Here is a 16,395-nt window from a genome sequence, read left to right as displayed (position 1 = left end):
GGAGGAAGAAAAATGTATCTAAACTATATAAATGCTCTTTTGAAAAAAGGAAAGAAAACTTTTAAAGATTATTTACAAGTTCAAGGCATATTAGTATTGTTAGCGTTGATTACTTCATTGGTAGCCATTTATCTTATGAATTATTCAGGTAGATTTAAAGCAGGGCTTATTATGGGTATTTTGGAAATTGTTCCTATTATAGGAAACGGACTTTATCTTTGCTATCAAATTGTGGTTAATTTGATAAAAGGAGAACCTGTTATTGCATCAAATTTGGCTGTATTGTATCTTACAATATTGAGTGTTAGATTAGTTTTAGAACCAATTTTATTAGGTAGAAAAGTTAATTTTAGAATTGGAATTGTAATAGTTTTAGCACTTATTTTCAAAATTATAGGTGGAAACAAAGGATTATCTATAATTACTATTATCATATTTATTTTAAATACTCTATTAAATATTAATGAAATTTATTCTTTTGAACAAAAGAGAAAAATGAGAGAAAGAAAAGAAAAAAGACTTAGACAAAGAGAAATGAGAAAGAAATATGATTATGAAAATGTAGGAGAGGAATATGATAATTAATAATTTTTTACCTATTGAATTAAAAGATGCTAGAAAAATTGTTGATGAAGTAGATATTGAAGAAAGATTTGAAAAAATATATTTTAATGATGCATTAAAAAGGGTTTTAGCAGAAGATATAGTATCACAAGTTAATATACCAAGTTTTGACAAATCACCTTTGGACGGCTATGCTTTTAGAAAAGAAGATGTTGAAAAAGCAACAAAAGAAAGCCCGATAGTTCTTGAAGTTATTGATGTAATAATGGCCGGGGAGGTTTCTGAAAAATCAGTATTTGAAGGACAAGCTGTTAGAATAATGACAGGCGCAAAAGTTCCAAATGGAGCAAATTGTATTGTTAGGTATGAAGATACAGAATTTTCTGAAAAAGAAGTTAAAATTTTTTCTCCGATAGGTAAAAATGTAAATATAGTTAAATTAGGAGAAGATGTAAAAAAAGGGGATGTAATTATAAAAAAAGGAACAGTTATAACACCTGCTGAAGTTGGAGTTTTAGCAAGTCTTGGAATTCCTTTTGTTAAAGTTTTTAAATCTCCTGTGGTTAGTGTATTTGCAACAGGTAGTGAATTGCTTGATGTTACAGACGAAATGGAAGATGGAAAGATAAGAAATAGTAATAGCTATACCATTGAACAACTTGGAAAAATGTATAATGCTGATGTTATTCAATACGGAAAAGTTGAGGACGACTTGGATACCTTGGTTGATATGTATGAAAAAGCTATAAGAAATAGTGATATAGTTATTTCTACCGGAGGAATTTCTGTTGGAGACAGTGATTTTGTTTTGACTGCACTTGATAAAATAGGTGTTGAAACTATTTTTACAAGAGTTTCTGCAAAACCGGGTGGACATGTTTTCTTTGGTAAGTATAAAAATAAATTTATTTTTGCACTATCAGGGAATCCCGCTGCATCTTTTATGAATTTTTATCTCTATGTTAGACCGATAATTTTAAAAATGCAAAATAAAAATGTAGATATGCTTAAAGTTAAAAGTGAATTGATTAACGGGTTCGAAAAGAAAGCTAAAGTAGATAGAATATTAAGAGCAAATACATTTTATAAAGATGGAAAATACTTTACAGAGCTTGAAGAAAGACAAGAATCAGGAGTATTATCCACAATGGTAGGTAAAAATTCCATAGTAATTGTTCCAAAGGAAACTAAAATTTCTAAAGGAGAAATTGTTGATGTGGAGTTTTTATATGAAAACTAAAGCAATATCTATTGTCGGAGAATGTTCCAATGTCGGTAAGACAACTTTAATAAAAAATTTGCTTGAAATTTTTTCAAAAGAAGGTTTAAAAGTAGGAGTTATAAAGCATCATCATAAAGAGTTCGACTTTGATAGAGAAGGAAAGGACAGTTATATTTTTTCGCAAAGTGGTGCAAGTTGTGTTAAGATGATAAGTCCCAACAGAGTTATAACGGTTGAAAATTTAAATTATGAAAAATCGCTAAATGATGTGTTAGAAACAATGACTGAGTATGATTTTATTTTAGTTGAAGGATATAAATGGGAAAAACTAGATAGAATTGAAATTTATAGAAGTGGATATTCAACAAAGATAATTTCTGAAAAAGAAAAATTAATAGCAATAGTTTCAGATATTGAGCATAATTTGGATATTAAACAATTTAAGCCTGATGAATATGAAAAAATTGCAAAAATAATAAAAGAATATTTTAAAATTTAAATGAGGTGCCATAGCATCTCATTTTTTTAAAAATTATTTTTTAAATTTTGTTTTTTATATGATTGTTTTAGTTTTATTTAAAGTTTATATTGTAAAATGTAATAAAAAGAAAATTATATGTATTGAAAAAATATTAGGTATATGTTATACTTTAACAGTTAATGAGGAGGTGATTTTGTGAGATATTTGGAAGTTTTTAATAGTTATAAAAATTCAAATAGGATTGCTTATATATGTAATGAAAAATCCATTTCGTATAGTGAGCTTATGCTATATTCAGATAGACTTGCAAAATATATTTTAGAAAATTTTGAAAATGGAAATAAAGATGCCATTCCTGTATATGGACATAAAGATTTTTTAATGTTAGTTAGCTTTTTGGCTTGTACAAAGTCTGGGCACCCTTATTGCCCTATGGATATTTCTTTTACTAAAAATAGAGTAGAAGATGTTTTAAGTGTTACAGAATCAAAATTTTCAATTTTTACTGAAGATTTACTTGTCGATGAAAAATACAATTTATTAAATAGAAAAAACATTCTTGATATTATCCACGATGAAAAATATGATGATATTTCTGCTGACGGATTATATGAAATTAGTGGAGATGATATTGTCTATATAATTTTTACATCCGGAAGTACAGGAAAACCTAAAGGAGTGCAAATAACTTACGATAATTTAAACAATTATATTAATTGGATACATAATGTTGTAGGCAATGAGAAAAATAAAGTTTATTTGAATCAGGCTCCTTTTTCTTTTGACTTATCCGTAATGGATTTGTATTTGTCTTTATATTCAGAATCTACATTATTTGCTATAACTAAGGAAGATCAACAAGATTTTTCTAAACTTTATGCAAATTTAGAAAAGTCCAATATTACAAATTGGGTTTCTACGCCATCATTTGCTGATATGTGTTTGTCTTTAAAGGAGTTTAATTCTGAAAATATTAAAAATTTAAAGTATTTCTTATTCTGTGGAGAGGTTTTGACAAAGAAAACTGCTCAAAGGTTAAGGGAGAGATTTCCGAATGCAAAAGTTATAAATACTTATGGTCCAACTGAATCAACAGTTTGTATTACGGATATTTTAGTTACAGATGATGTACTAGAAAAGTTTGATGTTATTCCACTTGGAGATACAAAAAATGGAACTAGAATTGAAATTAGAGAAAATGATAGAGTTTTAAATGACGGAGAGGTTGGAGAAATTGTAATAATCGGCGATACTGTAAGTAGTGGTTATTATAAAAATCCTACTCAAACTGAAAAGGCGTTTTTTGTTTCTGATGATGGACAAAGAGGATATAGAACCGGTGATTTAGGATATTTTAAAGATGGAAATTTATTTTTCTCAAATAGAAAAGATTTTCAAGTTAAATTAAATGGATATAGAATAGAACTTGGAGATATTGAGAGTAATCTTTTGAATGTTGAAGGGGTAATCTCTTGTTGTGCATTGCCAAATTACGATTTGGACAATAAAGTTAAGAGTATCACTGCTGTTATGGTTTGTAATGATGTTACAGATGAGAAAGCATATACGAAGTTTTTAAAGGAAGAGTTACAAAAATATGTTCCAAGTTATATGGTACCTAAAAAATTTAAATTTTTAGAAAAATTACCAATGAATAACAATGGAAAGATAGATAGAAAAGAATTAAAGAAAATTTTAGAAAGTAAGTAGAGAGGATTGTTATGGAAGAAAAAGTTTTTGAAATTTTAGAGGACATTTGTGAAGAGGATTTAAGAGAAACACCTGATATGAATATATTTGAAGAGGGTCTTATGGACTCACTTGGACTTGTTAGATTCATAGTTGAGGTTGAAGAAAACTTAGGAATTACTTTAGGAATAATGGAGTTGGATAAGGAAGTGGTTAATACTCCGAATAAAATTATCGAATTTTTAAAGAGTAGGAATTAAATATGGAGTTTTTTAGTGGTTTAAATTTTTGGCTAATACTTATTTTAATGATTGTACCGGCTGTAATTTTTGGCATTAAAGAAAAGAAAAACAAATATTATATTTTAGCTGTATCACTTATTTTTTGCTTTTTAGTTTATTCAAAAAGTAAAACTTCACTATTTTCACTAATTTTGTTTATAATATATGAATTTTCACTTATAAAAATATATTTGAAGTTGAAAAGTGAAAATAAATTTGATAAGGTATCCGTTTTTATAATTTTAAGTTTGATGCCACTTGTTTTAGCTCGTGTATTACCTTTTACAAAAATTCATTATAAATTAGGATTTTTAGGAATATCATATATCACTTTTAAAGTAATGCAAATGCTTATAGAAATAAAAGACGGCTTAATCAAAGAAGTAAAATTTGTAGATTATTTACTATTTATGATATTTTTTCCAACACTTGCCTCAGGGCCTATAGATAGAAGTAGAAGATTTTGAAACTAAATTTACTAAAGATGAGTATTTGGATAATTTAGGAAAGGGAATAGAATATATTTTACAAGGGTTGGTGTATAAATTAATTTTATCTCAGGTTATTTTTGATAAAATGGAAATTATTGCTAATAAAAGTTACACAATTCCAAACCTGTTGATATATATGTACCTATATGGGTTCTATCTGTTTTTTGACTTTGCAGGTTACAGTTTAATGGCTGTGGGTGTTAGTAAAATATTTGGAATAGAAACACCTATGAACTTTAATAAACCATTTTTAGCAAAGGATATGAAAGACTTCTGGAATAGATGGCATATCAGTTTATCACATTGGTTTAGAGATTTTATTTTTAGTAGATTAGTTTTTAAAATGTTTAAAAATAAAACCTTTAAAAAACAATTAACGACAGCAATGGTTGCATATATAGTTAATATGACTGTTATGGGTATTTGGCATGGACTTAATTTAAGCTATCTTTTGTACGGCTTATACCATGGTATGATTCTTGCAATCACAGAGTATTTTCAAAAGACTAAGTTTTATAAATCAAATAAAAACAAAAAATGGTTTGAATATTCATCAATTTTTGTTACATTTAATTTAGTTATGTTCGGATTTTTCATATTTTCTGAAAAATTTGTCTATATTTTACGAATTTTAGGAGGTAGATTATGGTAAAAAAAGAAACTAAAGAATTTTGGCTTAGAGTTGTTTTTTATACTATAATGATGACAAGCCTTATAATTTTTTGTGCTTTGTATGATTTCAATGTCGTAAAAGAATTTATATATAGTAATTTTTAGAACCGAATTATGCATTTAAAAATTATAATACTATAGAAAAAGGAACTAAAAATTTAAATGGTATAGAAGTTAAATTTGAAGTATTTGAAATAAAATAATTAAATTTTATGTTAAAAATTCATACTATTTTTTTCTTTGTGATATTTTATTTAAAGCGAAATATAATGAAAAAATCTTTTTTAAATGTAAATACTTAAAAAAATAGTTTTTTTTGAATAAATTTGAAAAAAATATTAAAAAAAGTAATAAAAAGTATTGAAATTTTTTCAAAACTACACTATAATTTAAGTATACTATAATATTGTAATGAATATCCAAAATATTAGTACATACTTGGGTAGAGTTATAGTAAAAATTTTAGGAGGTATATTAGAATGAGAGTAGAAAAAGGATTACTTTATACTAAAGATCATGATTGGGTAAAAGTTGAAGGAAACATCGCAACAGTTGGTTTAGCTGACTATGCACAAGACCACTTAGGAGACATCGTTTATGTTGAACTTCCAGAAGTTGATGATGAAGTTGAAGCTGGTGATTCTTTAGCATCAGTTGAATCTGTAAAAGCTGCAAGTGATATCAACGCTCCTGTTTCAGGAAAAATTATTGAAGTTAACGAAGTATTAGATGACGAACCAGGCGAAATCAATAAAGATTGTTATGCTGCTTGGGTTTGCAAAATTGAAATGTCTAATCCAGCTGAATTAGAAGAATTAACTAATGACGCTGATTATGAAGCATCATTATAATAATTTCTTAAAATTATTTATTTAATAAATGCCACCTAAGGTGGCATTTATTTTTTTAAAAGGAGGGTTTATGACAGATAATTCTAGAAGTACAAATTTAAAATTAGGTATTATTTTTATGATTATTTCTACACTTGGTTTTAGTTTTATGCAAATTTTTGTAAAGCTGACATCAGGAAAGTTTACACTTATGCAACAAGTTTTTATGAGAAATTTTGTTATGTTGATTATTTGTACTGTTTATATTTTTATAAAAGGGAGTAGTTTTTTTGGAAATAAAAGAAATAGAAAACTACTTTGTATGAGGTCTGCTTTTGGATATGCAGGAACTATTTTTAATTTTTATGCTATAAATAATATGGTAGTTGCAGATGCAGGGATATTACAAAGGACAAGCCCTATTTTTGTGGTTTTAATCGCTTGTTTTATATTTAAGGAAAAATTTACTTTGGAAAGATTTTTGACTTTAACTTTTTCATTTATAGGTGCTATCTTTGTTGTAAGACCACAATTTGATTCAAGATTATTTCCATCTATAGTTGCTATGACTTCTGCACTTAGCGCATCTATTGCATATATGTGTGTTTCAAGAATCGGAAAAACTGAAAGAACTGAAACTATAATTTTTATATTTTCATTATTTTCAACTGTTTGCAGTTTTCCTTTTATATTTAAAGATTTTGTAATGCCGGATTTGAAAATTTTTATTTATTTGATTTTAATAGGAGTTGCATCATCAGTTGGTCAATTTGGATTAACAATCAGCTATCAATATGCAAATGCCTCTGATGTTAGTATCTTTAATTATTTAGGAATAGTTTTTGTTGTTATTTTGGGTAAATTAATACTAAATGAATCAGTTAGTATCTATAGTTTAATAGGAATTATACTTATTTTTTCTATGTCATTGATGTCATATCTTTCAAATACAAGGGAAAATAATGAAAAAAAATCATTAAAATAGTAAATATTACAATTTTTTAATATTTTTGAGTTTTTCTTTTGAAAAATGCTCTAATTTTTGTAATCATTCTGTAACCTTTGGAAAATGGGGAACAAAAAAACAAAAAAAGTTACAAAAATGTTAAAATTACTTATTTTTGGCTAAAAAGATTGTTAAATTGTATGATTTTTTGTAAAAAACTTTTGAAAAAGTTACAATTTGTTGACGATTTTAGATAAAATCATTATAATTCTATTATCAGGTTATAGCTGATTAATTAAATAAGGAGTGATTATTTGAAAAGAGCAATATTTAGAAGTGTTTTAGCATGTTTGTGTGTTTATGCTACATTTTCTGGATTTTCATCTAAGTCATTTGCGAATGAAAAGGTTAGAGGTTTTGTAATTTCATCAGAATCTGAATCTAAAACCATTGAAAAAGTGAATAACAGAATTTTGGATAGTGCTAATGGTAGTTCTTCTAAAATATCTTATGTAGTTAATATAGATGATAAAATTAGCTTCAGTTTGGCAGGTTTGCTTTCATTGGATAAGAACGGAGTTGTTATTCCTGTAAAGGGTGGCAATATTGATGAAAACTCAAAAAGTATTTTGAAAAATAGTGAGCAAGTGTATGTTGTTGGAGATAGCAGTTCAATTTCAGATGATGTTTTAAACAATTTAGAGATTAAATTCCAAAGAATTGGTTCTACTAATTCTGAAGATACTAATGCTTATGTAAATAAGTTTTTAGGAAATAGAGATCTTTTAGTTGTTGATGTTAAGGAAAGTTCCGATGTTTTAGGAGCGATTCATTATGCACATATCTATAATATGAATTTGTATCTTTTTGATTCAACAAAGAATATTAATGAAAAATTACTTTCAGAAAATGAAAATAGTATATATTTCTTTGACGGAGTAAATTCTGTTAAAGATGATGTAAAAGCTAAAATTTACGATTTATCTAAAAAAGATAAAAAAGAAATAAAGAGTTATTCTTTAGATGGAAAAGACTTATTAAAGATATTTAAAGATAAGTACTCATCAAAATTAAATGAAAATGTAGTTTTATCAGAGAGAGGTAACTTGACAGATATGTTAAGTTCATATATCTTAGCTGATAAGAGTGGTTATGGCTATTTAATTATTGATTCAAATTCTATGAATTTAGAAATTGAAAAAATGCTTGCAAAATCTAACGTTAAAAGTTTGAGCTTTGTTTCAACTGATGAGTTAGGTAAATATGTATCTTTTAGAGCGATATTATCTTCATTGAATAATGAAGAAGTTACGGGCTTTGAAGTTGAAAAATCTAAGAATGAAATTATTTTATCAGATTTAAGTTCTGATAAAAAGGGTGGAAATTCAGTTTCAGAAGAGGTTACTGTTAAAAAAGATGAAACTATTGTTGACGGAAAGGTTGTTTCAAAAGAACAAGAAAAAACTCCTGAGACTGTTGAAACAGTGAAATCTGGAGAATTAAATTATAGTAAAGTTTTAACTATGAATGCAACTTCTTATACAGATGACCCTGCTGAAAATGGTGGTTACAGTACAACTCGTATGGGAACTCCACTTAGATATGGTGTAGTAGCTGTTGACCCTTCAGTTATTCCTTTGGGAACTAAACTTTATGTTGAAGGATATGGTTATGCAGTTGCAGAAGATACAGGTGGTGCCATAAAAGGTAATAGAATTGACGTTTGTTATACTGATAAAGCAAAGGCACATGCTTTTGGTAGAAGAAATGTAAAAGTTTATATTTTAAAATAATTTTAAACGATAAAATTGAGAGCGAAAGCTCTCTTTTTTGTTGGCTGAATTTCTTTGTATTAAAATACTGAACAAATAAAAATTAACCTGATGTAAATTTGATTTGAAATAGACAATCATTTTTTAATATGGTATAATAAAAACAACATTAATAAACTTTTCTATGATGAGAATTTTATTTCACCATATTTATCCTTAGTTTAGTTGTTTTATCGATAAATATGGTATAATAAGTTTAGCAAAAGGTAATAAATTTATTTTTTGATTTTACAATTTGGAGGTAATCTATGTTTGGTTATTCAAAGAAAGAATTGAGCTGGATTTTATATGATTGTGCAAATTCTGCTTATTCTATGGCAATTACTACTGCATTATTCCCAATTTATTTTGGAATGGTTGGTGGAAATGAGATGAATTTAGGTTATTATAATTCATTTGCTAGTATTATTATTGCGATTATTAGTCCGATACTTGGAACTATTGCCGATTTTAAGGGAATGAAGAAAAAATTATTTACATTATTTTCACTTATTGCAATTTTTTCTACATTATTTTTATCATTCGCTGATAATTTTGGCTTGCCTTTATTAATGTCTTTTTTTATTTTAGGAAGTGTAACTTTTGCTGGAGGAAATATATTTTATGATGCGTTTTTAGTTGATGTAACTAATGATGAAAGAATGGATAAGATTAGTACAGCAGGGTTTGCCTATGGCTACATAGCTAGTGTAATACCATTTATGTTTTGTTTGGGAGCGGTTTTGATTTTTGGAATGAAAAACCCTCTTGGTTACCAAATAGGTTTTGTTATAACGGCTCTTTGGTGGTTGATACTTACCATTCCTATGTATAAGAATGTTGAGCAAATTTATGGAGTTGAACCCGTCCCTAATCCTGTTAGAGAAAGTTTTAAAACAATTTTTAACACTCTAAAGGATATTAAGAAAAATAAAATAGTTGTTATATTTTTATGTTCTTATTTTCTTTATATTGACGGAGTAGATACTATTATAAAAATGGTAATTCCTTATTCTAAATCTGTTTTAGATGCCGATAAGTTTAATACTCTTGTACTTTTAGGAATTCTTATTTATGTTCAAATAGTAGCTTTTCCATTTGCTATTATCTACGGAAGATTAGCAAGTAAGTTCGGAACAAGAAATATGATAAAATTAGGCATCGCTACATATATGATTTCAGTTATATTTGCATACTTTATGAGTAATTTACTACATGTTTTTGTTTTATCAACACTTATTGCATCTGCACAAGGTGGTATTCAAGCGTTGAGTAGAAGTTATTATGCAAAGATAATTCCAAAAGAAAATGCAAATGAATTTTTTGGATTTTATAATATATTTGGTAAATTTGCAGCTATAATAGGACCTTTTATTATGAGCTTGATAACTACATTAACCAAAAATCCTAGATATTCGATACTTGGTATAATTCCTTTGTTTGTTGTAGGTTATTTAGTTATGTTACAATTACCTAAGGAAGAAAAGTAATGATTTTTAAGTTTGATTCAAAAAATTCTTGGAGAATGAAACGAGAATTTAAAAAGACTAAGTTTGATATAGACTTTGATTCTTTAAAGAAAAAGGAATTGGAAATTTTAAAGGAATTTATTTCTTGTTGTGAACAAATGAATTTAACTTATTATATAAGTTATGGAACTCTTATAGGAGCGATTAGACATGGTGGATTCATTCCTTGGGACGATGATATTGATGTTTGTATGCCAAGACCTGATTATGATAAATTTATTAGTGAAGGAAGTAAATTTTTACCTGAAAATTATTTTATTCAAACTATGGATACGGACCCTAAGTATGCTTTGAATTTTGCAAAACTTCGTGATAGTGATACAACACTTTTTGAAAAGCATGTTGTAGATGTTGATATAAATCATGGTGTATTTATAGATATTTTTCCTTTTGACGGATATGTTAAAGGACAAAATAAAGTTTTGGACTTGAGAGTAAAAGAAAATCCTGTTTTTGAAGAATCTGATACTAATATTATTTCAAATACTTTAAATGGATTAGGGAAAAAATTAACTTATAAGCTCGGAGAAACTATTCCTAATAAGTTAAAGACAGACCTTTCAAAATTATCTGTTCCTAAAGATAATCCTAGCTTTGAAGAGTCTGAGTATGTTGCTTGTTTGGTAGATAGTTTTTCTATAATTCCTTTCAAGAAAGAATTTTTAGGAAAAGGAACAAAGGTTGATTTTGAAGGAATAAAGGTAAATGCTCCGGAAAATTATGATGAATATTTAAAAATTTTGTATGGAGATTATATGAAATTACCTCCTGAAGACCAAAGAGAAAATCACCATAATTTTCATATTGCTGATGTAAATAAAAGTTTTAGAGAATATCAAGAAAAAATTTAAGCTATGAGTAATCGTAGCTTTTTTTGTTATAGTTGTAGAAATTTTTTTAAAAATATGATAAAATTAATACAGTTTTTATGCCTTATTTTAAGGTGTTCTATGTGAGGGGGTGTAATGATGAAAGAAGTTGTTGATAAACTTGTTAAATGGTTACAGGATTCTGTTAAAGAGGCTGGTTGTAAAGGTATAGTTTATGGGCTTAGTGGTGGAGTTGATTCTGCTGTTGTTGCCGGACTTTCAAAACTTGCTTTTGGAGATGAATCTTTGGCTATTATGATGCCTATAAATAGTTGTGAAGAAGATGAAAAAGATGCTAAATTAGTTATTGAAAAATTTAATTTAAATGCAATAAAGGTTGATTTGTCTAAGACTTATTCTGAATTAGAAAAATCTGTTGAAAATGGAGATAATTCAATGGCTTATGCAAATATTAAGCCAAGACTTAGAATGACAACTTTGTATTATTATGCACAACTAAAAAAATATTTGGTAGCTGGAACCGGCAATAAATCGGAATTTACTGTTGGATATTTTACTAAATATGGGGACAGTGGCTCAGACTTAATGCCACTTGTTGATTTTACAAAGAAAGAAATTTATGAACTTGCAAAGTATCTAGGTGTTCCGGATAAGATAATTCAAAAGCCACCGAGCGCAGGCCTTTTTGAAAATCAAACAGATGAAGATGAAATGGGTTTTTCTTATGATGATTTAGAAAAATTTATAAATAATGAAAAAATAGATTCAAATATAGAAGAAAAAATAAAGAGAATGGTAAAAATTTCTGAACACAAAAGAAATTTTGCTAAAAGTTTTAGGAGGTAATTATGTCAGGACATAATAAATGGAGTACGATTAAACATAAAAAAGGAAAAGAAGATGCTAGAAGAGGAAAGATATTTACAAAACTTGCACGTTATATAATTGTTGCAGTTAAAGAGGGTGGAGCAGACCCTGAGTACAATCCATCTTTAAAGTCAGCTATTGAAAAGGCAAAGGCTGAAAATATGCCTAATGATAATATTGAAAGGGCATTAAAGAAAGGTGCAGGAGATGGAGATGCAAGTAACTACGAAACTATAATTTATGAAGGATATGGTCCTGAAGGTATAGCTGTTATAGTTGAATGTTTGACAGATAATAGAAATAGAACTGCAGCAGATGTTAGACATGCATTTGACAAACATGGTGGAAATTTAGGACAAAATGGTTCAGTTTTGTTTATGTTTGATAAAAAAGGTGTTATCGAAATGTCAAGAGAACAAGCTGAAGAAGATGAATTAATGGATTTTGCTTTAGAAAATGGAGCAAGTGATTTTGAATCTGATGATGAAGTTTATACAATTTATTCAGAAGTTTCTGATTTTATATCATTAAGAGATGCGCTACAAGAAAAAGGATATACATTTAGTGAATGTGATTTAGAATATGTTCCAAGCAATAATTCTCAAATCTCAAATCCAGATAATATAAAGAAAATGGTTAAGATGATTGACCAACTTGAAGATAATGACGATGTTCAAAATGTTTATCATAACTGGGAAGTGCCTGAAGATTTAGACGTTGAATAATATGAAAAAGATATTTGCTTTTTTTATCTCCATAAGTATAGTTTTGTTTGTGCTATTGTATTCGATAGATTTTATGGCTAAAGATATTTCTTATTACAATAATTTTCATAGTGAATATAAAATTGATGAGGTTTCTGGTTTATCTAAAGAATGGATAACTGAGGCTAGTGATTCTTTGGTTAAATTTATTAAAAATGGAGATAAAGAAGTTTTAAAGAAAAATTTTAATGAAAAAGAAATTTTGCACATGAAAGATGTATATAAATTATTTGTACTTGATAGAATTGTATATATAACATTACTTATAATTTTTTTAGCTGGGATTATTTACAAATTCTCAAAAAAGGAAAATTATTTTTTTAATATGCTTAGGAAATATATTTTGATTTCTTATGCTTTAGTAATTTCTTTTTTAGGCATTTGTTCTTTATTCTTTTCTGAAAGTTTTATTTATTTTCATAAATTATTTTTTAGTAATGATTTATGGCTTTTGGACTATGAAATGGATTTGATGATAAGAATTTTGCCGGAAGAATTTTTCTTTACATTATTTGTGAATGTTCTTATGATATCGACAGTAGCTGTTATTTTGATATATTTCTTTTTAAGAACTATAAAATTTGAAGAGCATAATTAGGAGGTAATATGGAAGTTAAAATTGATAGAGTTGCATTCTCTCTTTTTGGAGTGGATATAATGTGGTATGCAATCATAATTTGTTTCGGAATTATGATGGGACTTTTTGTGGCAACAAAAAATTCTAAACTTAGAAATATAAAAGAAGATGAAATTTCTAATCTTTTGCTTTTTGCTTTGCCTCTTAGTGTCATTGGCGCTAGAATTTATTATGTGGCATTTGAATGGGAAAGTTATAAAGGTAATTTTTTATCAATGATAAACATTAGAGAAGGTGGACTTGCTATCTATGGGGCAGTTATTGTTGCAATAATTGTGGTTTACTTTTTTGGAAAATTCAAAAAAATTGATTTTAGAGATTTAGCTGATGTTTGTGCTCCGGGACTTATACTTGGACAAGCCATAGGAAGATGGGGAAACTTTATAAATCAAGAGGCTCATGGAACTGAAACGACATTACCATGGGCAGTTATCATTGACGGGAAGAGATACCACCCAACATTTTTATATGAATCCATTGGCAATCTTTTGGTTTTTACATTTTTGATGATTTATATTAGGAAATACCAAAAGAAAAAAGGAGAAGTTGTATTACTCTATGCAATTTTTTATGGAGTGGTAAGATTTTTTGTAGAAGGTCTTAGAACTGATAGTCTTATGTTTTTAGGATTTAGAGTTTCGCAAGTGCTTTCTCTTGTTGGAGTAATTGTTGGAAGTTTACTTTTCTTCTTAAATAGAAAATACGGAAAAGATATTTAATAATAGAAATTTAATAACAAAAAATTTTAAACTACATAGTTTTGTTCTATGTAGTTTTTTTGTTCAAATTTTAAAAAAAAACATAAAATTTTTGAAAAAAATAGAAAAATCCCTCCACTTTTTATTAATTTTTTAAAATTGTTGAAATTTTAGTGTTTTTTATGAAAAATAAAAAATATTTTTTGAAAATTTTTTGTAAAAAGGGTTGCAAAATATGAAAAAATAGTATAAAATATAAGTGTAATAATAAATGTGGGGTAATATGGAGTAAAATGGAGTTAGTTTTTAGGAGGTGATGGCAATGTTCTTGGGAGATTTTCCTCATACATTAGATGATAAGGGCAGATTAATTATGCCATCAAAGTTTAGAAATGAACTAGGAACTAATTTTATTGTAACTCGCGGCCTTGAAGGTTGTTTATTTGTTTTTACAGAATCAAAATGGAATGAGTTTACAGAACAACTTAATTCAAAAGGATTGAGTAAAAAAGATGTTCGTTCAATTACAAGATTTTTTTGTAGTTGTGCGATGACTTCGGATTTAGATAAACAAGGAAGATTTTTAGTTAATAAAAATTTGCGTGAATTCGCAGGGATTGAAAGAGATGTAATGATTATTGGAGTTTCTGATAGAATTGAAATTTGGTCCAAGGAAAAATGGAATGAATACAGTGAAGCTGAATATAGTGATGATAATATTATGTCTGAAAAGTTTGACGGACTTGATTTTTAAGGAAGTTAGTTATGGAATTTAATCATATACCTATAATGTTAGATGAAGTAATAGAAAATTTAAATATAAAACCTGATGGAATTTATGTTGATTTAACTGTTGGTGGCGCAGGTCATTCAACTGAAATATTAAAAAGAATAAAAGATGGTAAACTTATTTGCGTTGACCAAGATGAAGAGGCTTTAGCAGTTGCAAAGGAAAGACTTTTAAAGATTTCTGATAATGTTTTGTTTTATAAAAGTAATTTTGAAAATTTTAAAGAAATATTAGATTATTTTGAAATAGATAAAGTTGACGGTGTGCTATTGGATATAGGGGTTTCTTCTTATCAAATAGATAATGGTCAAAGAGGTTTTTCATATATGATAGACGCTCCATTGGATATGAGAATGGATAGAAGTCTTGAAAAGAGTGCCTTTGATGTTGTAAATTATTATGATTCTAAAGATTTGGAATATATTTTTTATAACTATGGCGAAGAAAAATGGACAAAAAGAATAGTAGAATTTATAGTTAACTATAGAAAAGAAAAGTTTATAGAAACTACTTTTGAATTAGTTGATATTATTGAAAGGGCTATTCCAAAAGCTGTTAGGGCTAAGGGTGGGCACCCTGCAAAAAGGGTGTTTCAAGCTATAAGGATTGAGGTTAATAGAGAACTTGAAGTTATAAAAAAAGTTATTCCCGATATAGTAGATAGATTAAATGAAAATGGTAGATTGTGTATTATTACTTTTCATTCTTTAGAAGATAGGATTGTTAAAGATTCTTTTAAGAATCTTGCAAAAGGTTGTACTTGTCCTAAGGAATTATATGTTTGTGTTTGTAACAATAAGCCTAAGATAAAAATTTTAACAAGAAAGCCTTTAATACCTTCAAAAGATGAAATGGACAAAAATTCTAGGTCAAAAAGTTCAAAGCTAAGAGTTTGTTCAAAAATTTAGGAGGATGATTTATATGAGTACGGCTCAAGTAAAATATATAGATGTTTCAAATGAGAGAATTTTAGAGAAAAAGAAAAAAGCCTACGGAATTACCAGAGAATCCAGTTTATATAAAAATATTACACTTTTTCTATTTGCTACTGTTACATTAGCTTTTAGTGTAGTAATTTTATATGGATATCTAAATATTGCTCAACAAAATAGAAAAATAAATGCACTAAACTCTGAAATTTGCTCATTAGAAACAGAAAAAGATGATTATGATATTAAGCTTGAGCCTTATAAATCTGTTGATAGGATTGAAAAGATTGCAAGGTTAAATTATAATATGGATTTTCCAAAGAAAGAACAAGTTAAGTATTTGGATAAAATTGACTAATTAAAC

The 16,395-nt window shown here is 27.3% G+C and carries 20 protein-coding genes; all 20 read left to right on the top strand.

All coding sequences use genetic code 11. The features are described 5' to 3' along the window. Positions 1–12: 12 nt before the first annotated feature. The 20 genes from HMPREF3181_RS03180 to HMPREF3181_RS03095 all read left to right on the top strand — a co-directional run bounded on the left by HMPREF3181_RS03180 (position 13) and on the right by HMPREF3181_RS03095 (position 16,389). Positions 13–585 (top strand): AI-2E family transporter, encoded by a 573-nt coding sequence (locus HMPREF3181_RS03180; protein ID WP_068472903.1) that lies wholly within the window; start codon positions 13–15, stop codon positions 583–585. Next, on the top strand, positions 575–1,804 hold the full coding sequence (gene glp / locus HMPREF3181_RS03175; protein WP_068472901.1) for a molybdopterin molybdotransferase MoeA: 1,230 nt from the start codon (positions 575–577) through the stop codon (positions 1,802–1,804). The genes HMPREF3181_RS03180 and glp overlap by 11 nt, the downstream gene beginning before the upstream one ends. Continuing rightward, on the top strand, positions 1,794–2,285 hold the full coding sequence (mobB, locus tag HMPREF3181_RS03170) for a molybdopterin-guanine dinucleotide biosynthesis protein B (RefSeq protein ID WP_068473190.1): 492 nt from the start codon (positions 1,794–1,796) through the stop codon (positions 2,283–2,285). Before glp ends, mobB begins: the two co-directional genes overlap by 11 nt. A gap of 177 nt (positions 2,286–2,462) precedes the next feature. Continuing rightward, complete coding sequence (gene dltA / locus HMPREF3181_RS03165) at positions 2,463–3,977, top strand: D-alanine--poly(phosphoribitol) ligase subunit DltA (RefSeq protein WP_082713887.1); 1,515 nt, start codon at positions 2,463–2,465, stop codon at positions 3,975–3,977. 11 nt (positions 3,978–3,988) lie between these two features. After that, complete coding sequence (gene dltC, locus HMPREF3181_RS03160) at positions 3,989–4,216, top strand: D-alanine--poly(phosphoribitol) ligase subunit DltC (RefSeq protein WP_068472899.1); 228 nt, start codon at positions 3,989–3,991, stop codon at positions 4,214–4,216. 2 nt (positions 4,217–4,218) lie between these two features. Then, positions 4,219–4,704, top strand: a complete 486-nt coding sequence (locus HMPREF3181_RS07950) for a hypothetical protein (RefSeq protein WP_231723257.1) — start codon at positions 4,219–4,221, stop codon at positions 4,702–4,704. Positions 4,705–4,729: 25 nt separating this feature from the next. Next, entirely contained in the window at positions 4,730–5,380 is a 651-nt protein-coding gene (locus HMPREF3181_RS07945; protein WP_231723256.1) for an MBOAT family O-acyltransferase, read from the top strand. Continuing rightward, positions 5,374–5,505 (top strand): hypothetical protein, encoded by a 132-nt coding sequence (locus HMPREF3181_RS08035; protein ID WP_255353727.1) that lies wholly within the window; start codon positions 5,374–5,376, stop codon positions 5,503–5,505. The genes HMPREF3181_RS07945 and HMPREF3181_RS08035 overlap by 7 nt, the downstream gene beginning before the upstream one ends. Positions 5,506–5,879: 374 nt before the next feature. Further along, positions 5,880–6,251 (top strand): glycine cleavage system protein GcvH, encoded by a 372-nt coding sequence (gene gcvH, locus HMPREF3181_RS03150; protein WP_068472897.1) that lies wholly within the window; start codon positions 5,880–5,882, stop codon positions 6,249–6,251. A 70-nt stretch (positions 6,252–6,321) separates the two neighbouring features. Next, positions 6,322–7,215 carry a DMT family transporter gene (locus HMPREF3181_RS03145; protein WP_068472895.1) on the top strand — a complete coding sequence of 298 codons (894 nt, stop codon included), beginning with the start codon at positions 6,322–6,324 and terminating at the stop codon, positions 7,213–7,215. 275 nt (positions 7,216–7,490) lie between these two features. After that, the gene (locus HMPREF3181_RS03140) at positions 7,491–8,969 is read left to right on the top strand and encodes a 3D domain-containing protein (protein WP_068472893.1); all 1,479 of its coding nucleotides are present in this window, start codon (positions 7,491–7,493) and stop codon (positions 8,967–8,969) included. A gap of 287 nt (positions 8,970–9,256) precedes the next feature. Beyond that, entirely contained in the window at positions 9,257–10,477 is a 1,221-nt protein-coding gene (locus tag HMPREF3181_RS03135; protein ID WP_068472891.1) for an MFS transporter, read from the top strand. Further along, positions 10,477–11,367, top strand: coding sequence for a LicD family protein (locus tag HMPREF3181_RS03130; RefSeq protein WP_068472889.1), 891 nt, complete (start codon positions 10,477–10,479; stop codon positions 11,365–11,367). Before HMPREF3181_RS03135 ends, HMPREF3181_RS03130 begins: the two co-directional genes overlap by 1 nt. 117 nt (positions 11,368–11,484) lie before the next feature. Beyond that, positions 11,485–12,192, top strand: a complete 708-nt coding sequence (nadE, locus tag HMPREF3181_RS03125) for an NAD(+) synthase (protein ID WP_068472887.1) — start codon at positions 11,485–11,487, stop codon at positions 12,190–12,192. 2 nt (positions 12,193–12,194) lie between these two features. Beyond that, entirely contained in the window at positions 12,195–12,938 is a 744-nt protein-coding gene (locus HMPREF3181_RS03120) for a YebC/PmpR family DNA-binding transcriptional regulator (RefSeq protein ID WP_068472885.1), read from the top strand. A gap of 1 nt (position 12,939) precedes the next feature. Then, entirely contained in the window at positions 12,940–13,575 is a 636-nt protein-coding gene (locus tag HMPREF3181_RS03115; protein ID WP_068473187.1) for a TIGR01906 family membrane protein, read from the top strand. A gap of 8 nt (positions 13,576–13,583) precedes the next feature. Beyond that, positions 13,584–14,333, top strand: coding sequence for a prolipoprotein diacylglyceryl transferase (lgt, locus tag HMPREF3181_RS03110; RefSeq protein ID WP_082713886.1), 750 nt, complete (start codon positions 13,584–13,586; stop codon positions 14,331–14,333). Between the two features lie 295 nt (positions 14,334–14,628). Then, a complete protein-coding gene (gene mraZ / locus HMPREF3181_RS03105; protein ID WP_082713885.1) occupies positions 14,629–15,066 on the top strand; it encodes a division/cell wall cluster transcriptional repressor MraZ in 438 nt (145 codons plus the stop codon). Between the two features lie 11 nt (positions 15,067–15,077). After that, entirely contained in the window at positions 15,078–16,010 is a 933-nt protein-coding gene (gene rsmH, locus HMPREF3181_RS03100; protein WP_068472881.1) for a 16S rRNA (cytosine(1402)-N(4))-methyltransferase RsmH, read from the top strand. Positions 16,011–16,023: 13 nt separating this feature from the next. Continuing rightward, entirely contained in the window at positions 16,024–16,389 is a 366-nt protein-coding gene (locus HMPREF3181_RS03095) for a septum formation initiator family protein (protein ID WP_068472879.1), read from the top strand. Positions 16,390–16,395: the final 6 nt, after the last annotated feature.

The organism is Parvimonas sp. KA00067, assembly GCF_001553085.1.
Taxonomy (GTDB): Bacteria; Bacillota; Clostridia; order Tissierellales; family Peptoniphilaceae; genus Parvimonas; species Parvimonas parva.
Note: the sequence above shows the minus strand (reverse complement) of the source record. Positions and strands in the feature narration are given on the sequence as shown.